The organism is Ureibacillus chungkukjangi (assembly GCF_003217295.1).
Taxonomy (GTDB): domain Bacteria; phylum Bacillota; class Bacilli; order Bacillales_A; family Planococcaceae; genus Ureibacillus; species Ureibacillus chungkukjangi.
In genome coordinates this window covers 160,895-179,443 of sequence record NZ_QJTJ01000001.1, presented here as the reverse complement: position 1 = coordinate 179,443, position 18,549 = coordinate 160,895, and the positions used below count along the sequence as shown (strand labels likewise).

20 protein-coding genes and 1 tRNA gene are annotated in these 18,549 nt (G+C 35.9%); 15 read left to right on the top strand and 6 right to left on the bottom strand.

The window, feature by feature from the left end; translation table 11 throughout:
* Window positions 1–126 precede the first annotated feature (126 nt).
* The 9 genes from BJ095_RS00905 (at window position 127) to BJ095_RS00870 (ending at window position 4,858) form a co-directional block, all read left to right on the top strand.
* On the top strand, window positions 127–570 hold the full coding sequence (locus BJ095_RS00905) for an acyl-CoA thioesterase (RefSeq protein WP_107934129.1): 444 nt from the start codon (window positions 127–129) through the stop codon (window positions 568–570).
* Window positions 571–642: 72 nt separating this feature from the next.
* Window positions 643–864: a helix-turn-helix domain-containing protein gene (locus tag BJ095_RS00900; protein WP_036198757.1), complete on the top strand. Its 222-nt coding sequence runs from the start codon at window positions 643–645 to the stop codon at window positions 862–864.
* Window positions 865–1,024: 160 nt separating this feature from the next.
* Window positions 1,025–1,453, top strand: coding sequence for a MarR family winged helix-turn-helix transcriptional regulator (locus BJ095_RS00895; protein WP_235867537.1), 429 nt, complete (start codon window positions 1,025–1,027; stop codon window positions 1,451–1,453).
* Between the two features lie 16 nt (window positions 1,454–1,469).
* Window positions 1,470–2,264: a glutamate racemase gene (gene racE / locus BJ095_RS00890; RefSeq protein ID WP_107934125.1), complete on the top strand. Its 795-nt coding sequence runs from the start codon at window positions 1,470–1,472 to the stop codon at window positions 2,262–2,264.
* Window positions 2,265–2,491: 227 nt separating this feature from the next.
* Window positions 2,492–3,250: a ribonuclease PH gene (gene rph, locus BJ095_RS00885; protein ID WP_107934123.1), complete on the top strand. Its 759-nt coding sequence runs from the start codon at window positions 2,492–2,494 to the stop codon at window positions 3,248–3,250.
* Window positions 3,250–3,843 carry an XTP/dITP diphosphatase gene (locus BJ095_RS00880; protein WP_107934121.1) on the top strand — a complete coding sequence of 198 codons (594 nt, stop codon included), beginning with the start codon at window positions 3,250–3,252 and terminating at the stop codon, window positions 3,841–3,843. Before rph ends, BJ095_RS00880 begins: the two co-directional genes overlap by 1 nt.
* 21 nt (window positions 3,844–3,864) lie before the next feature.
* Window positions 3,865–3,996: a hypothetical protein gene (locus BJ095_RS19335; RefSeq protein ID WP_268968835.1), complete on the top strand. Its 132-nt coding sequence runs from the start codon at window positions 3,865–3,867 to the stop codon at window positions 3,994–3,996.
* Between the two features lie 158 nt (window positions 3,997–4,154).
* On the top strand, window positions 4,155–4,661 hold the full coding sequence (locus BJ095_RS00875; protein ID WP_107934119.1) for a metallophosphoesterase: 507 nt from the start codon (window positions 4,155–4,157) through the stop codon (window positions 4,659–4,661).
* A 123-nt stretch (window positions 4,662–4,784) separates the two neighbouring features.
* A tRNA-Arg gene (locus BJ095_RS00870) sits at window positions 4,785–4,858 on the top strand.
* Window positions 4,859–5,311: 453 nt separating this feature from the next.
* Here the strand turns inward: BJ095_RS00870 and BJ095_RS00865 are convergent.
* From BJ095_RS00865 to BJ095_RS00850, 4 genes are all read right to left on the bottom strand, one after another.
* Window positions 5,312–5,710, bottom strand: coding sequence for a cobalamin biosynthesis protein CobN (locus tag BJ095_RS00865; protein ID WP_107934117.1), 399 nt, complete (start codon window positions 5,708–5,710; stop codon window positions 5,312–5,314).
* Between the two features lie 303 nt (window positions 5,711–6,013).
* Window positions 6,014–6,502 carry a pyridoxamine 5'-phosphate oxidase family protein gene (locus BJ095_RS00860; RefSeq protein WP_107934116.1) on the bottom strand — a complete coding sequence of 163 codons (489 nt, stop codon included), beginning with the start codon at window positions 6,500–6,502 and terminating at the stop codon, window positions 6,014–6,016.
* 431 nt (window positions 6,503–6,933) lie between these two features.
* The gene (locus BJ095_RS00855; protein WP_107934114.1) at window positions 6,934–7,698 is read right to left on the bottom strand and encodes a sulfite exporter TauE/SafE family protein; all 765 of its coding nucleotides are present in this window, start codon (window positions 7,696–7,698) and stop codon (window positions 6,934–6,936) included.
* A gap of 1,255 nt (window positions 7,699–8,953) precedes the next feature.
* Window positions 8,954–9,094: a YrzI family small protein gene (locus BJ095_RS00850; RefSeq protein ID WP_107934112.1), complete on the bottom strand. Its 141-nt coding sequence runs from the start codon at window positions 9,092–9,094 to the stop codon at window positions 8,954–8,956.
* A gap of 836 nt (window positions 9,095–9,930) precedes the next feature.
* Here BJ095_RS00850 and BJ095_RS00845 point away from each other — a divergent pair.
* Together BJ095_RS00845 and glsA are read left to right on the top strand one after the other, a co-directional pair.
* Window positions 9,931–10,776, top strand: coding sequence for an AraC family transcriptional regulator (locus BJ095_RS00845; RefSeq protein WP_107934110.1), 846 nt, complete (start codon window positions 9,931–9,933; stop codon window positions 10,774–10,776).
* Window positions 10,777–11,516: 740 nt separating this feature from the next.
* Entirely contained in the window at window positions 11,517–12,446 is a 930-nt protein-coding gene (gene glsA / locus BJ095_RS00840; RefSeq protein ID WP_235867536.1) for a glutaminase A, read from the top strand.
* Window positions 12,447–12,651: 205 nt separating this feature from the next.
* On the opposite strand, the gene BJ095_RS00835 is transcribed toward glsA, so the two are convergent.
* Both BJ095_RS00835 and BJ095_RS00830 read right to left on the bottom strand, forming a co-directional pair.
* Window positions 12,652–13,179, bottom strand: coding sequence for a DUF6241 domain-containing protein (locus BJ095_RS00835; RefSeq protein WP_107934109.1), 528 nt, complete (start codon window positions 13,177–13,179; stop codon window positions 12,652–12,654).
* Between the two features lie 164 nt (window positions 13,180–13,343).
* Entirely contained in the window at window positions 13,344–13,856 is a 513-nt protein-coding gene (locus tag BJ095_RS00830; protein ID WP_107934107.1) for a DUF2179 domain-containing protein, read from the bottom strand.
* Between the two features lie 763 nt (window positions 13,857–14,619).
* Between BJ095_RS00830 and BJ095_RS18885 the strand changes: the two genes are divergently transcribed.
* The 4 genes from BJ095_RS18885 to BJ095_RS00810 all read left to right on the top strand — a co-directional run bounded on the left by BJ095_RS18885 (window position 14,620) and on the right by BJ095_RS00810 (window position 18,513).
* Window positions 14,620–16,212: a prolipoprotein diacylglyceryl transferase gene (locus BJ095_RS18885; protein WP_181417918.1), complete on the top strand. Its 1,593-nt coding sequence runs from the start codon at window positions 14,620–14,622 to the stop codon at window positions 16,210–16,212.
* A 264-nt stretch (window positions 16,213–16,476) separates the two neighbouring features.
* Window positions 16,477–16,740 (top strand): hypothetical protein, encoded by a 264-nt coding sequence (locus tag BJ095_RS00820; RefSeq protein ID WP_107934105.1) that lies wholly within the window; start codon window positions 16,477–16,479, stop codon window positions 16,738–16,740.
* A 442-nt stretch (window positions 16,741–17,182) separates the two neighbouring features.
* Complete coding sequence (locus BJ095_RS00815; protein ID WP_107934103.1) at window positions 17,183–18,001, top strand: carbonic anhydrase; 819 nt, start codon at window positions 17,183–17,185, stop codon at window positions 17,999–18,001.
* A 65-nt stretch (window positions 18,002–18,066) separates the two neighbouring features.
* Window positions 18,067–18,513 (top strand): NUDIX hydrolase, encoded by a 447-nt coding sequence (locus tag BJ095_RS00810; RefSeq protein ID WP_107934101.1) that lies wholly within the window; start codon window positions 18,067–18,069, stop codon window positions 18,511–18,513.
* Window positions 18,514–18,549 lie beyond the last annotated feature (36 nt).

Genomic DNA, 18,549 nt, shown 5'->3' with positions numbered 1-18,549 from the left:
CAACCTTGTTATATTTGCTATAATTAAATGAACCACTATTCATTTTCGTTGTTTTGTTAGTGAACAATACTGCGAAGTCACTTTGAATAAGGGGAATAGGGAGAAAAAGGGGAAGGGGTTTTTAGTATGAAGGCAAGTTATATTACTGATCTGCAAAAATGGCAGGAGGAGTTTAAGTTTTTCGTAGAGGTTACAGTCCGATTTTCAGAAACCGATATGTATGGTCATTTGAACAATACGATACCTTTTGCATACTTTGAATATGCACGTATTGAATATTTAAAACAGCTTGGTTTCATGGATTGGTCCTCAACAGAGATGACGAAAATTCCAGTTGTAGCAGATTTGCAGTGTGATTATTTAAAACAAGTTTATTTTGATGAAACTCTACGAATCTATGTAAAGGCAGCACGAATTGGTAACTCTTCCATCGACATTCATTATCTAGCGAGAAACGAAAAAGACGAACCTTGTTTTATCGGCAGAGGCACGATTGTTCAAATCGACAAGTCTTCAGGTAAAGCCATTCCATGGGATGAAAAAGAAAAATTAATATTACAGGAGAAATAGTGAAAATGCCCTCACAGCCTTTCAACTCTTGACATACTTTACATAGAAGAGGAGATAGGAGGGTGTTGCCTTATGAATAGCCCGCAGCATCGTTCACTTTTGACGAAACGAGAACGGGAAATTTTCCAGTTACTTATCTTAGATTATTCAACTAAGGACATTTCGCAGAAGTTGGGCATTAGCGAGAAAACGGTGCGTAATCATATTTCAAACACGATTCAAAAGCTGGGCGTATCCAGTAGATCACAAGCATTAATAGAATTGCTGAGGCTAGAAGAATTATCATTACACTAATTGGATGCTTGCTATTTCGTCTAAAACACTTCAAAATAGAGTTAGATATTAATGTCTAGCATATAAATTTTGTTCCGAGTAGTATACACGGACTTCAAAGTCGCTATAGACTGAATTGATTCTTGAGGAGTGTGACTGCACTATTATGAGGAAGGACGAAATGCACAGCCAAGAAACTGTAGCGTTTTTAGAAAAAGAACTTCGGTTTATTTCACATTTGATTAAACAAAAGGGTAGAGAAATTTTAAGTAATTATACGATAACACCTCCCCAATTCATAGCGCTTCAATGGTTACATGAAAAAGGCGATATGACAATTGGTGAATTATCGAATAAAATGTATTTGGCTTTTAGTACGACAACTGATTTAGTTGATCGTATGGAAAAAAATGAATTAGTAGTGCGTATTCGTGACGAGCAAGACCGCCGAGTTGTACACATTCATTTACTTCAAGAGGGCGCAAGAATAATCGAAGAAGTAATCGAAAAAAGACAGAATTACTTACACGATGTGTTATTAGAATTTGATGAGGATGAAGTAAATAACCTATCAAAACTACTGCACAAACTACATCAACAAATGCAATAGGATAGAGGCGGTTTTAGTGAATGCCCCGATAGGCGTTATTGATTCTGGCGTTGGCGGCTTAACGGTTGCAAAACAAATGATGAAGTTATTACCAAATGAAACAATTTACTATATTGGTGATACAGCAAGATGTCCATATGGACCGCGTAACAGACGCGAAGTTTTACATTTTACATGGCAAATGGCTAAAGCATTAGAAAAAATGAATATCAAAATGCTCGTCGTCGCATGTAATACAGCAACAGCTGTAGCGTTAGAGAGCCTGCAGAAGCATCTGTCAATTCCGGTTGTCGGTGTTATTAATGCAGGTGCACGCGCTGCAGAGAAAAAAACAAAACGTAATGAGATTGTCGTACTTGCAACTGAAGGCACTATAAAAAGTGGAGCATATGAAAATGCTCTACTTTCTTTAAGTACGAAAGCGAAAATAATTCCTCTTGCGTGTCCAACATTTGTACCACTTGTAGAAAGTGGCGAATATGAGGGACAGTTTGCATTCGACTTAGTAGCAAAAGGGTTAAAGCCGCTAGCCGACAAAAAGTTTGATACAGTTATATTAGGATGTACCCACTATCCAATCATCCAGCACTATATCGAAAAAGTTGTAGGACCACATGTAGCAGTCCTTTCATCAGCAGAGGAAACGGCTAAAGAAGTAAAAGACCTACTAGAATATAACCAGAAGCTTTCAACTTCAAAAGATAAGCCGCACCATGTATTCTATACAACAGGCTCAGTACCAATTTTTCAATTAATTGCTAACAATTGGTTGGAATCCGAAAAACTAGATATCCGACGAATAAAATTGTAACCTCATTCATTGGTAATATCTCTTTTACAATTCAAATTTGATATGCAAACTAAACATAACTCGAAAGCAGGATCCCCTGCTTTCGAGTTTTTTTGTGAATTGTGTGAGAATTGTTTGTGTACCTGGTCCCTAGAATATTCAGAATTGTTCAAGGACCAGGTACACGACTCGAAAAGAGTGATAAATTATGGTAAGATGGGTAGCGCGAAACAACTAGGAGGATATATATGACAAGACATGATGGACGAGCGGTCGAACAACTAAGACCAGTAAAAATAGAAACGAATTATTTAATGCACCCAGAAGGCTCTGTACTGATTCAAGTGGGAGATACGAAGGTCATTTGTACAGCTACAGTAGATGATCGCGTACCGGGCTTCTTACGCGGCCAAGGTAAAGGGTGGATTACCGCTGAATATTCTATGCTGCCAAGAGCAACAGCAGAGCGTACACAGCGTGATGCCTCTCGTGGAAAAATTAACGGTCGTACAATGGAAATTCAACGCCTAATCGGCCGTGCATTACGTGCAATTGTCGATTTAGAAGCACTAGGCGAAAAAACAATTTGGATTGATTGTGATGTCATCCAGGCTGATGGGGGCACACGTACTGCTTCAATCACAGGAGCATTCGTTGCATTAACTCAAGCACTAGCGAAAATTCACGAGAATAAACCCTTTGCAAAATTCCCGATTGTCGATTACTTAGCTGCAACAAGTGTAGGTTTTGTCGATGAAATAGGTGCTGTATTAGATTTGAATTATATTGAAGATTCTGCTGCTGCAGTTGACATGAATCTTGTAATGACGGGAAGTGGCCGCTTCGTTGAAATCCAAGGAACGGGTGAAGAAGCAACTTTTTCACGCAGTGAACTTAACGAATTATTGGATTTAGGCGAAAATGGAATCCGTGAATTAATCGAGATTCAAAAAACTGCACTTGGTGAAGCAGCCGCTTTAGTAAGGGATGCAAAGGAGGAAGCGTAATGAAACAAGTCGTTATCGCTACGAAAAATAAAGGTAAAGCAAAGGATTTCGAGGCACTATTTTCTCCACTAGGCTACGAAGTCGTAACTATGTTCGATGTGGCACCTGACATGGAAATCGAGGAGACAGGCAAGACCTTTGAAGAGAATGCCATTCTAAAGGCTGAAACCCTTTCTCGTGCCCTTAACAAACTTGTCATAGCAGATGATAGTGGACTAGCTGTAGACGCCCTAGGAGGCGAACCAGGCGTGTATTCTGCTCGATATGCTGGCGACCATGATGATGAAGCAAACATCGTAAAAGTTTTAGAGAAATTGGATGGTGTACCTGAAGCAGAACGAACTGCACGCTTTTGCTGCGCTTTAGCCATCGCTGGCCCAGAGATCGAGACTCATACGGTGTTCGGTACATGTGAAGGCGTGATTCTAGAGGGAAAACGCGGCACAAACGGATTTGGCTATGATCCAATCTTCTATGTTCCACAGTTAAACCGTGCAATGGCCGAGCTAACACCAGAAGAAAAAGGTGCAATCTCGCACCGTGGTAACGCAATTCGCAAGCTTGGTGAAGAGCTGACTAATTTGATGAAGTAGGGTTTGGTTGGTGGTGAGCTAGTGGGATGCTGGGGAAACGGTTTTATCGAAATGTCCGGTAAAGCTGGGATTGTGTCTGGTTACTTTAGAAAAGTGTCTGGTAAATTTGAGAAAGTGTCCGGTAAAATTCAAAATCTGTCCGGTAAATCGTGAACTGTCCAATAAATCTAGAAAAGTGTCCAATAAACCACGTAATGTGTCCAATAAAATCAAAAAAGTGTCCAATAAATATATTAAAACCAGTCCAGAAGCTTTGGAAAATCTAATTTTCCGAAGTAACTGGACTCCTTTAAAATTTGGAGGTGTAGTAAATGAAGCTGTTAGTGATGAGTGATACCCATGGAGATGCAGAGGTAATTAAACGTGTTCGTGAATCGTTTGAAAATGTTGATGCTATTATTCATTGTGGTGACAGTGAGCTTGCCTATGACCATCCTTATTTAGATGATGTGTGGAAAGTGCGCGGCAATTGTGACGGTGATGATCGATTTCCGGAAGAAGAGTTATTTGAAGTGGAAGGGAAGAAAATATTCGTTGCACACGGCCATTTGCTAAATGTAAAATCGACAATCATGAATTTACTGTATCGCTCAAAAGAAGTACAGGCGAACGTCAGCTTTTTCGGCCACTCACATGTATTGGGAGCAGAGCTAGTGGACAACATATTATTTGTGAATCCAGGCAGCCTCCTGAAACCCCGTGTACTTGCTGAAAAAAGCTATGCATTAGTGGAATGGGTCAATCATAAATGGATTGTTACAGCATATACTGATAAAGGTGAAGTAATTTTTACAAATGCTTATGAATTAACCGAGTAATTCTATAAACGGAAAAATTTATAAGGAAATCAAATATTTTTTATAAATACCGTTGACTTTTAAATTTTTAATGGCTATAATAATAATTGTCTTTCAGGTTATTAACTAACTTGATTGTCAAATGTCTCAGTAGCTCAGCCGGATAGAGCATACGCCTTCTAAGCGTACGGTCGGGGGTTCGAATCCCTCCTGGGACGTATCAAGGTTCCGATAGAATGAGAACCTATAGAAAAGCGCTTCAAATCCTTTCGTATAAAGGATTTGGGGCGCTTTTCCTTTTTCTGAGAATACGTTAGAAAAGGATAGAAAAAGAAAAGTTTATACACATTTTTCACACAAGAATGGTTTATAAAAAACGGTATTTAGTATTGTTTTTAAAGTTAAAATATTTTAATTAATGATTTTTTTAGCATTAACTACAATTAGTACAAATAATTTGTGTTTGCTACTCACCAGCATAACGGAACGTGACGTTTCTATATTTATCCATTTTGTTTTTATGTAGTGGAATTATTGTTCAAATATCGAGCGCTTTTCTTTAATAAGGTCCGTTATTTTGATCATCAATCTCAAAATTCATTAAAATTTTAAGTTAAAGCATCACACTATATTTGAATAAATAGTAGTCAGTTAAATCCCTGCTAATTCTATTATTTATTTTCGATTTCTAAAGATTCAATACTTTTAGTAACTGGTAAATAGTGAATTTTACAATGATAAGTTCCATCTGGTAAACGCTTGAATGTATCGCCCTTTATTTGATAAATTGTTTCATCTATTTCAACTGTAGTTTTTGCAATACTTTTGCCGTTATCATTAAACCCAATAAAGCATTCGCCCTGTGCTATTTGTACTTCACCAGTTTGCAATTTATAAAAGTCGAATCCATATATGCCTGAAATAATACCGGTTAAGAGTAACAGAGAGGTTAAAGCTAGGACATTGCCGCCAGTTGCCCTTTTTTGTTTTATGAGGTGGAGGAAATAACCAATTGTGAAAATAAATAAGATGAAGAAGATAATGAGTGTACTATAAAAAGCTATTAACATCTTTATCACTCCGTCTGATTAATAGTTACTATACATACGTTTTGGAATCATGAGAGTTTCATAAATACGCCAAATACCGCTTTAATTGCATTTTAACTATTCAACAGAAACAGCTAATAGTTGTCATGATTTTTTCAATAAAAAATATAAAACCTACATGATATATTAAAAAGGGTATGGCAAATAAGCCTTCCTTTATAGGATTTCTTTGTATTGGTCCGTTAGATTGTTTTTTAACTATTTTCGAGCTACCTCAACATGGAAAAATGGATTGTCCTATTACCGGACAATCCATTTTTGTAGTTAATTATCTAATTCAAGCGTTTCATTAATGTCTGTCGTTTGAGAGCTTTGCCCCGTCATGCGTTTATAATAAAAGACAATCTTCTTTATGAGATTTCCGCTTTCCCAATATTCGGCTGCTTCAGCTTTCACCTTTATCAGGATAAGGTTAGGATCATCATAAGAAGTTTGCATAATTTTCTCATATACTTTACTCCACAATTCCTTTTTCTTGTCTAAATCTTCAATGATTTCTGCTCTTCCACGCACGGAAACATAGGATTTACCAACATATGCTACATTAACATCTTGATTTTGTAATATTTCATCATATTTATTTGTATCTTTTTTAGTGAAAAACCATAAGTCACCATCAAACTCTACTTCTTGCGTTTTCATGGGGCGTGAAACAAGACCTTCTTCGGTAGCTGTAGTCAACATAGCCATGTCGATATCTTTTATTAACTCTCTTAATGTTTCAATTTCTTCTTGTTTTATCATGTTAGACATTACTATCACCTCTTTTATTATTACATATTACCCTCCATAACAATTTTTAATCAGCGATAGAGTATTACAAAACCAAATCTAACAAAATGAAACCAAATCACCGCAATGTATTTGGCATCTAATTAGATTTATTCTTCTTAATAGTGCTAAAATAATCAGCGGTTAATCAATTGAAGGGTTAATTTTTGAAGAAGAGTGTATTTTTTTAGCAATCGTTCCAGATTGTGAATTAACCCTATAATATAAATATTCAATAATTAATGTTAAAGAGTTTGTGAAGCAATATAATTAAACTAACGGGGCAGGATAGTTGAAGAACAAGTTGAATAGAATTCTGATTTTTTTTTATTAGAACCTCGATAAATATTATCCTTAAATCAAGGAGGAGGCGCCGATTCAAAAGTGTGATGGACGCTGGTTAGAATTGTAGTTTAATTAGTATCTTCAAATAAGATACCTTTAAAATTAAAGTAATCTACAATCATTTGTAGGATTAAAATAACTGTTACTAATCTAAGTAGTAGTTTTACATGTTTCGTTTTTAATTTACGAGCTAATCTTACACCGAACTGTGCACCAATAATGGATCCAAGCATTAATGCTATGGTAAGTGGCCAGAAAATTTTCCCCGTTGATATGTAAGTGATGGCAGAACCAAAGCAACTTGCAAAAACGCCAACTCTTGCTAAGCCAACTGCTCGGATATAGGCAATTTTTTGGCTTGCATATAAATACATCGCAAGTGTACTGCTTCCTGGCCCAAACATTCCGTCATACATTCCTATACCAATCAGTGCAGTTCCTGATTTTTTATTTGCATGAAACTGTTCAGTTCCATCAAAATTACCTGTATTCATGAAGGAAGTTACAAATGCAAAGCTTAATAAAATGATTGCAATAATCGTTAGGGTACTTCCGCTTAAAAATGAAGCAATGAGTCCACCTAAAATACCTCCTCCAAGACAAAACATTAGGACTAATAATGCTTCTTTCGTGGAAACTTCTTTTCTCTTTAAGATGACAAGAAAGCTTGAGAGTGAACTGACGGTATTGGAAACCTTGTTTGCACCGATTGCTGAATGCACGGGTAACCCCATAAGTAACATAGTGGGTAAGCTAATCAGTCCCCCTCCTCCGACCAATGTACCGACTACATTACCTATAATTCCAATCAGAAAAAAGATGACGAATTCCATTGAACAAACCTACTTTCAAAATTACACCATAGATTCAGTTTACCACGTACAATCTTTGGTCTGAACTCTAAAAGAAACAATTTTAAAAATTCGATGAATGGAACGTTGAGGTAGAAGAATTTGAATTAATGTAAGTAAATGATATGTAACATAATTTTCGATATGTTTTGTTGAATAACAATCTTTTAAGGATGTTACTAAACGCCTTTTTGGGGAAAGTCTTATCAATTATAATTACCATCATCTTCGTAATGGTATAATAATCCATATCAAAGTTATGGAGCGTGTGGACATATGAACAATAAATCTATTGCTAATCTATCGTTTATTATCTGTGCTGTTATCTTATTAAATAACTTTACGGCCATTTTAGTAAAAGCGGAAATTTCCAAAACGGCATTTAATATGTCTATAATATTAATTATTATATTATTAATAAATGGTATTGTGCATAAAAGAAGGGCAACCAAATAAAAGATTAGGTAACACAATAGTCCAAGAAATGCTGTTATGCTTTAAAACTGGCTTTTTTATCGTTCATACTTCAATTACGCACCTAAATTGAAGAACAATCATCCACACTCGGGCGCTTTTCTTTAATGAGAAATACGTCGTTATTTATGAAAAGGACCGATTAATGGAGCAATAATATAAGTTTGAGAAAGAGTTTTTAAAATCTGTTTCACGAGAGTTAACCTCATTTAACTAAGTGAAAAAATAGAAATTATGATATATAGAATACAAACTAGCTAATAGAAGCTAATCGTTATTCCACAATCGGGAGCTATTGTTGAATAAGAGTTACTTATTCATTAGCAAAATTAAGAGTAGGTATTGATCCGAGAACGATTAATGCCTTTTTTATTTATCTTATTGTGCTAACGGGGCAGATTAACGGAGTAATTAAATTAAGCAATTAAAAATTGCCAAGTTTAATTTCAATATCAAAGAAGCTTTTTAGGATTAGAAATTCCCTAACAATGTAATTCCGCATTTTCCACAACTACATCAAGTTGTAAGTTATAATATCGCTTAAAAATGCAAGATACCTCCTAAAAGCAACCCGTCCTAGGTTAGAACGGGTTAGCTTTACTGAGATTTTAAATTTAGATAGCGATATTGTTACTTTATCTTACTTCATGCTTCATTCTATGAGCTAGGTTGAGTCTTTCTCCAGCCATAAAACTGCATGACGTCTTTTGTTCATAAAAATCATTTCAATTCCCACCTTTCATATTATTTAATTAAAACAAAATTAATATTGACGAAAATAATTTTCTGCTTTTCTTCGGTTCTCTTCAAAGATTTTTTTCACATTTTCATTATGAAGTGCTTTCTCATGAGAGATTACACGTTTTGTAACAGTTATCGTAAGAGAAAAAATGTTTAATGTCATTTATTATCACCTCCTTAAATTACCCTAAAAAATGAAAAAAACCGTAGAGAGACTCCCCTACGGTAAAAAAGGCACAAAAATACCGCAGGGGCACACTTCTCCCTGCGGTATGGGTATACTTAATTACAAAAAAAACTTAAGCGATCCATTCCGAACTGGTCGAATGTGTGATATTCTTTTTTGCTGAAGTTGTAACTACCAGTGACATCAATTTAACGATTACCATCATTTCATTCGACCTCCTTAAGAATTTTTTTTGTTTACTTTGTAAGTATATCTATCTTTAAGTTGTTTGTAAACATTTTTTACAAACTTTACCTAATTATGCTAACGAGTAGAAATACTCTTTGCTGCTTTACCTTGTTGGTTATCTGATTTTTCGTTGTAGCAAATATAAGATTGAGAAGACTTAAAGCAAAGAACCATAATTATTTTAGATATGTACAATCATTGTGGAAAGGCTTTTATTAATAATAACATCTTAAATCCAAGTGATTATTACGATGATATAATAAAAAATCAATCTTGAAATAATAGGGGTTTAGCTTTAAAAGTATAGGAATGATCACTATCTTAATATTCAACAATCTTGCGCTTTCCTTGAATAAGGAGAGGGTCTTTCACCATGGATAGGGGGAGAATGTTAATTAAGTTTTAGCAAAATAAAAGGGTATTTATGTTAAAATAAATGAAAATTGTGAATTTAAAGGGACTATAATATTTGAAATGCAGTATGACCCTGTTTTAATAGAGCACGGATTAACAGGAATGACAAAACCGTTGTTGATAGACTGATTATTGAAAGGAGGGAGTTTCACCTGGAAGCTCTTCAAAGAATGCTAGATAGCATCGAGTATATAGAACGGAATTTAGACAATGATCTTTTTATTGAAGATATTGCTGCAATCGCCTACATGTCTAAATTTCACTTCCAACGGATGTTTAATATGCTAACTGGATATACCGTAAGTGAATATATCCGAAATCGCCGTATTACATTAGCCGCGCAGGAACTGGTGAATTCTAGGTCTAAAGTAATTGACGTTGCAATGAAGTATGGATATGAAAGTCCAGAATCTTTTACAAAAGCATTTCGGAAAATTCATGGTATCAGTCCATCAGAAGCCAAGAAAAATAGTCAATCCTTGAAGGCTTATCCTAAACTCTCTTTTCAAATTCAGTTAAAGGGTGATGTGGAAATGGATTACAAGATCGTGGAAAAAGACGGATTTACTGTTGGAGGGAAAAGTATTCGTACAACCACAATAGGCGGAGAGAACAACCGAAAGATAGCTGCTTTCTGGGATGAATCGAACCAGAGTGGATTCACAGGAGAGCTTGCTAGAAACTGTGGCTCCCTTGGATTAATCGGAATTTGCACGGATTTTGACAAACAACAAGAAAATCTAACCTACTTAATCGGTGCAGAAAAGAATATTGAACAAATCCCATTTGACTGGGAAGAAAGACAGATTCCTTCTGCAACCTGGGCAGTTTTTCCGGTCTACGGAGCAATGCCCGACGCAATGCCAAGGATATGGGAGAGGATCTTCTCTGAATGGTTTCCAGCAACTGGATATGAGCATGCTGGTGGACCAGAAATGGAGGTATACATTAGTGATGCTGACCCTTCTTCAGAGGATTATTATAGTGAGATATGGATACCGATTAAAAAGAAATAAAAAAGAATATGGACAGTCTTTGTTTATGTAATTTTATAAATTGCTAGTTAAACTAGCTAATAGAATCTACACCATTATTCCATTATAGGGCGCGATTCTTGAGTGGGAGTGTGCTTTTTTCATCCAATAGGACAGTGTGGTAATAATTGGATGAATTCTAAAACTCGTAAGAAATTCAATCGTAAGTGTCGAATGTGAAAATGATAGCGTTAATAGGTTGATTGCTTGTAGTTTATGGTGTAATAATTTGGTCTTACTTCAAGCCGCAAGAAAGTTTGTTATTGAGAAAACGGCGGTTATACAAAAATGAACCTGAATACCAGTATAATTGTTGTTTATAGTTTCAGTTAATAAAAATTTAATATCCTTTATACAATAATCGTGGGAGATTGTTGCATAAGTCAATTAGCCAGGTATTAATTACCTGGTTTTTTCTTATTTCTAAAAAGGGAATTTTTGTTCTTTATTCATCAAAAGGGAACGTTAGTTGGTTGTTGATTTCACTTTTCTATTTGTATGCGCAAGTTGCTGTCATTAAAAAAGAAATATCAAATTGCTTTTATGAATGTAGGTAGTATATTGTAGGGAATGATATCATTAGTAAGGTTTGAACAATAAAGGTAGCCAGACTTATTGAAGAGCTGTCTTTTAATAAAGTCAAAAATGCAATATGCATGAATCCTAAAATTTAGAGCACGCATATTCAATTACAAAGGAAAGTCAATACAGAGGTGAATACAGTGATACAATCTATTTTTGAAGAAGTAATGAGTGCACCAGAAAAGGGACATTTAGCAGATTATATTCCGGCATTAGCAAACCAGCCGAAAGACTTATTTGCAGTGTACATAATTGATGAAAAAGGGGAAGTATTAACTTTTGGAGATTTCAATGTTGTATTGACCTTGCAAAGTATATCTAAGGTAATGAGTTTTATAGTAGCAGCGGATAATTTAGGAATTGATCAAGTACTTGAAAAAGTTGATGTTGAGCCTACAGGCGATCCGTTTAACTCCATTGTACGTCTGGAAGTAGCTGAAAAAGGAAAACCCTTTAACCCGATGATTAATGCTGGAGCGATAACTGTCGCTTCATTGTTACCTGGGGAAAATGTTGAAGCAAGAGTGAAGTCGGTGACTGATTTTATTAGCCAAGTAACAGCAAGGGAGCATTCGGTGAATCAAGAAGTGTTCCAATCAGAGATGGAAACGGCATATCGGAACCGAGCAATTGCTAACTATTTAAAAGCAAACGATTATCTGCGGGGTACGGTAGAGGAAGCGTTAGAGACGTATCTGCAACTTTGCTCGATTGAATTAACGACAGAAGACTTGGCGAAACTCGGCTTATTTATCTGCTCTGACGGTTTACTGCTAACGGAAAATAAAAGTCTCATCACCCGAAAAACAGCCCGCTATACAAAAGCACTTATGATGACATGCGGCCTATATAATGCATCCGGGAAATATGCGGCAACGATCGGAATGCCGATGAAAAGCGGGGTATCCGGAGGCGTATTATGTACCGTCCAAAATGGTCAAATCGAACACTTACAGGGACGAATGGGAATCGGTGTGTTCAGTCCAATGATTGATGAGATCGGAAATAGCGTCAAAGGAATGGACTTTTTACAGAAAATCTCTGAGCATTACAATTTAAGTGTCTTTTAAAAGAACGTGATAGATGAAGAATTGCTTGAAAAAGTTAAGCAAATTAAAAAGGATACTACTCGAAAGAAAGTTAAACCAATTGAAAAAGAGATCTCTTGTTTATCAAGGGGTCTCTTATGTTTTATTTATATGTAAGCAACGGTAGGGGATTCGTTTTAGTGTAAAAAAATCACAATTCTCTACTTGTTTTCACTACATTAGAAGATTACTTTTTAAAGTGAGATTCAATGTATGCTTTTTCCTCAACCGGTGTTAGTAATCTTGTTGCTTCGCCTACGTTTCCACCTTGTAAACTCCAGATATAGTTGTGGTCAAGAACAGCATTTGAAAAATCGCCTTGTACCCATTTTTCTAAAATGCTCACATAAGCATCTCCACTAATGTATTTTTCTTTGTTTAATATAGCAACTTCAAGTAAACGCTCAACACGTTCTTGTGTGATTTGGTATTCGCCCCATTTTTGTTCAGCCGCTACTTTTTGGTGACTCATGCCATGAATAATATCCTGTATGTTACTTTCAGCTAAATCATCTGGGAACCTTATTTTCAGATCAAGTTTATCATCTTCAGGCATATCAACTTCGGCAGTTTTGAACTCTTCTTCAATTTGTTCTTGAGCGTCAAGAATTTCTTCTTCAGATGGTTCGTTTAAATATTTACTTAAATAGTAAACCCCTACACCAATTGCTAAAACGCCTACAATGATAAAAAATATGATTAATGTCTTTTTCATAATAACCTCGCTTCCAATTTTAGTACTTATAGTAACAATTCTACCTAGTGCCTTAGCAATCTAGCAAGAGCTGACTCTTAAGGTTTATTTTCGTTTTGAAATATTTGTAAAATATAAAAAGAGACGCTAACTCTAGCATCTCTCTACGTAATTCATTTAACTCATCACTTCCGAATCAAACCATACCCGCCATGTATTGCTTTGACATCAGATGCTGTGATCAGTGCTTTTTCAACCTTTTTCTCTATGTCATCAATCACTTTATCTTTGATTTTACGTTTTAAGTGAAGGATGAGGATGCTGCGGTTTGTATCTCTGCCTTCTCCATGCATAACTGTTACGGCTACGTTATGGCTGCTTCGCAAGTAGCCTGCCAATTCTTGTCCGACACTTTCATCCACTATGACTTGAATGGTAATGAGTCCTATGGCTAATTTGGATTCAAGCCATATACCAATATAGTTCCCGATTGCAAAGCCGATTGCATAGGCGACCATGCTTGCTGGATTTTCACTAAGTCCGATTAATACAACACTGACTACCTTTAACCAGATCAGAACTTCGATGAAGGCAATTATAGAAGAATAGCCTTTCATACCTTTTGCAATAAAAACAGTTCGCACCGTACTTAATGAAACCTCGATGATTTTCGCAAATAAGATGATGAAAAATTCCATATCGTTTTCCTCCGTATTTTTGAAAATTATTAATTTGAAATGGATAGCGGTAAAATTTTCGCAGTAAATATTGCTCGAAACTATACTTTCTAAATATCCCTGATTGTCCTTTGTAAAACGTGGTTAGCCCTAACCACTAGCTTTGCTTCCCATCCTTTTTATATAAATCTCCTATCTGCCAAATGAGCTGTCATAAAGTTTTTATGTATAATTTTGAGCCGGAAAAAGCTTCAACTCCTTAATTATTAAGTTATTGAAGCTTTCTTTATGGAGAAATTTATTATGCCCCAGTAAATAAGTTGAATAATATTTTGTAATAAAAATTCAGAGAGAAGATTGAATATAAATAATTATTAAATAATCTTTATACTGATTTAATAATTTTTAATGTCGTTGTTCAATTTGTAACGACTAATTTCGACATTTTCCCCTCGATTGAAGCGAGATAGATGGATAGCAAAAACAGCGAAACGAATAAGGATGAGGACGTGTTTATTATTTTAAAATCAGCATTTTTATCCTCAGATTAAAAATTTCGATTGTTGCGAAAATCTATAAATCGAAAAGGTTTCGACATTATATTTAAACTGAGTAACATAAAACGGTAACATTACTTGTGTATATTTTAGACAGGCAGAAGATGGTACTGCCGGAAAAATTGAGTAGTGTTTTTACTCAAACTAGAAGGAGGTAAGAAAAGAGGAGCTTTATGAAAAATCCATCCTATCAGTAGAAAAAAATACACCTTAGGAGAGATGAAGTAATGAATAAAAAAGAGATGGAAACTAAGAAAGTTAATAAACAAATTTCGAAAAAAGTAGCACCATTAGTGATGTCAACATCTGTGATAGCTGCAACCTTTTTAGTAGCTGGTGCACCTATTTCAGCAGCAGAGCTTGATTCGAAGGGTGTTAATCCGAAAGTAATTGAACATGTAAAACATCATCATCATGGTAAGGAGGTAAGTGAATTATCGAAAAGTATTCCAGGATCTCCTCAAAAAGGGAAACTAGTTCGTGATTTAGCTTCACACAAACACAAACTAATACCAATTCATAATCCAATCCATGATGAGGTTAATAATATAGATGAAACAAATGTTGATGGGTCTCAAGAAGGCGATAAAAATGATAATCCATCAACAGATGAAGAAACACCAGTAACAGAGGAACCTGTTGTAGATGAAGAAGTAGTAGAGGAACCAGAAGCACCGGCAACAGAAGAGGTGCCAGCAACGGAAGAAACAGAAGTACCTGAAGAAGAGGTAGTAGAAGAAGAAGTAGAAGCACCAGCAACTGAAGAGACTCCAGCAACAGAAGAAACAGAAGTACCTGAAGAAGAGGTAGAAGAAGTAGAAGCACCAACAACAGAAGAGGTGCCAGCACCGGAAGAAACAGAAGTACCTGAAGAAGAGGTAGTAGAAGAAGTAGAAGCACCAACGACAGAAGAGGTACCGGCACCGGAGGAAACAGAAGTACCTGAAGAAGAAGTAGAAGTACCAGCGACTGAAGAGACGCCAGCAACAGAAGAAACAGAAGTACCTGAAGAAGAGGTAGTAGAAGAAGTAGAAGCACCAGCGACTGAAGAGACGCCAGCAACGGAAGAAACTGAAGTAGCTGAAGAAGAGGTAGAAGAAGTAGAAACACCAACAACAGAAGAAACACCAGCAGCTGAAGATACAAATCTATCTGATGAAGAGCAAACTCTTGAAGAAGATACATGGGTAGATGAAAGCTATCAATTTATCAGCGCAGGTTATCAAAGTCTTACAGGGTTTTATCAGACTTTAATTGAACAATACCTAACTGAATCAGATTACGATTTACCAGGTGAAGAATCTGTAAATATGGATTCAATCGATGAGGTTTCTGCTGAATCTACTGATGGTGCTGAATCTGACCAAGCAACAGCGGAAACAACAGCCCTAGAAACACCTGAAACAACAGCATTAGAAATAACAGAAACATCGGCTCCTGTAACACCGGAGACAACTGCTTTAGATGAGGCTTCATCTCAAGATAGTTCTGTAGATAATTCAGATACAGAATTGCCAACTGAAGTTGATTCTGTAACGCCAGTTGTTGAAACGACTGAAAATGAGCCTTCAGATGTAGAAGTACCAGAGGAAGATCTAGAAACAGTGGAAAATACTGTGTTAGAACCTGTGGAGTCAGAAGAATCAGTAGAACCTGTGGCATCAGAAACTGAAAACGAAGGTTTAGATACTGAAGCAGAACAAGCTGATCAAAATGAAGCTGAAACAGAAGAAGAAGCTACAACTTTAAAGAACAAAATAATTGAATACTATAAAGAACTAGTAACTGCATTCTCTAGCTTTTTAAGCTTATTAAAATAATAGAGACTAACTAGCATAGGCGATTATTGAAAAATGAATATGAAGTCAATGGGACAAGCCTTCCTCCTTTAGAGAGTACTTATTTCCAAGGTGGAAGCCCGTTAAGATTGTATCTCTATAAAAGGAAGCTTGTACTTTTGACTTGGTTTACAAGAAGTATGTCATGTCGACAAATTTCTATGAATATAATAAACCAATTGTATTTCCCATTGCTTCCAGCTTTATCGTGTGAATAGTTCATAAAGGATACGAGGGAGTGTAAACTTGACGATTTTAAATCCTCAATATTCATTTTTGGAGGCCGATTATAATAACGCTAGTTTAAGTCATATAAAGCTAGAAAATGAAAGTACTTCAGGAATGATTCAAGGAAGTATTGAAGCTGAAAAAGAGGTAAGCAAAAGTTTAAAAAGCACAATCATATGGCTCTTGCTAAAAGTAAATCCAGTGGCTCCAATCTTAGTGCGGGTGCCAGCAGATATTTATTGTATTGTATTTTTGATGACTGGGGAGTGGTTAACGTTTTAGTAATGGGTCCACCCAAATGTACTTTAGTCGAGAATATATCTCTTTTGTAGCTTTATACGATTATGTAAGCAAAGAGTTAGAAAGAATTTAGAACCAAGTCAAAATGCCTCAAACCATGTTATATGAGTTTGGGGCATTTTTTTGTGGTACGAAAGGAAAGGAAGTAATCCAAATCTAAAACTAACCTTTTTCTTACTAAATGCTTTTATAGAGAACAGTAAACGTCCAAAAGATAACTATTTCTATCCTAATGCTTGAAGGTAAAAAACATACTCTAATAGAATTAGATAGTTTAGTACAGAAGGATTTAGTTAAAAGCCAATCAGTGGGAGATAATAACGAAATTACAGGATGAGCCGAATTTATGGTAGCTATTAATTTGATAACTTTTCATTTTTTAGTAATCTATTGTCTACTAAATGGAAAGGAGAATAAATTTACTATGAAACTAAAGCTTCAGTTATTATCCGCTGTGCTTTTTACTACAGCATTGGTTGCCTGTTCTCCAGAAGCAACAAAAACTGTTGAACCTGTGATTGAAATTGAAAGTCAGGAAGAGGGGCATGATCTGCAAGCTACTAATTGGTCTTATACGGGAGATACAGGTCCTGAATCCTGGGGAGAGCTGGATCAAACATATGCTTCTTGTGTAAATGGGAGTGAGCAATCACCTATCAATATAGAATTTTCCAATGTCGCAACAAAAGACATGAATGCAACCCTTGGTATTCAATATGAACAAACGAGCTTTTCGGTAGTTAATAATGGACATACGATACAAGTGGACAATTCATCTGAAACGAATAAGATTACTCTGGACGGAACAGATTATCGACTTGTACAGTTCCACTTTCATACGCCGAGCGAACACCAATTTAATGGTCAACAATTTCCACTAGAGTTACATCTTGTCCACCAAAACGACAAAGAAGAGCTAGCTGTTCTAGGGGTGATGATTCAAGAAGGTGTTGAAAATGAAAGCTTAAGCTCATTGTGGGCTGGATTACCAAAAGAAAAGACAACTGATTCTAGTTTGATGAACGAAAATGTTAACTTACAGGATTTACTTCCGAAAGAACCAGCATTATTTTATTACGAGGGCTCATTAACTACCCCTCCATGTACTGAAAAGGTAAGGTGGGTACTATTGGAGCAACCGATCGAAATGTCAAAAAAGCAAATAGAAGCTTTTCAAGAAATCATTCCACACAATAGTCGGCCAGTTCAACCGTTAAATGAACGTGAAATTAATAAAAACTAGAAAACTACTATTAACCCGAGAAGCTAGTATGTTTCTCGGGCAATTATTATCTAGGAGGTAGTGGTTTGCATAGACTAAAAAATAATGGCTTTGAGTTTCTAGAGTTCATACATATAGCAGAAAAAGAGATTTTTAACTATCATCCAATTGCTGGTTCATTTGCAATTGTAGAGCACAACGGGAGGTACCTGATGGGCTATAACATTTGGCGGAAACAGTGGGAATTACCTGCTGGAAGCCGTGAAGGACAAGAAACGCCAAAGGAATGCGCAATCCGTGAGCTGTACGAGGAAACTGGCCAAGCAGTACCTGATATGGAGTTTAAGGGTTTGTTAAAATCGAGAAATACAGTGAGTGGGGAAGTTAAATATAATCCTGTGTATTTTAGAAAAGTTAATGAAATCCAACCATTTAAACATAACAAAGAAATCTCTGAAATTAGACTTTGGGATTTGAAAGAAGATATTGGGATAATTGATTCGGTAGATATTAAAATTTTAAATTTCGTCTAGTAAATTTTGGGAATTAACTGTCGTGGATGATGAGCG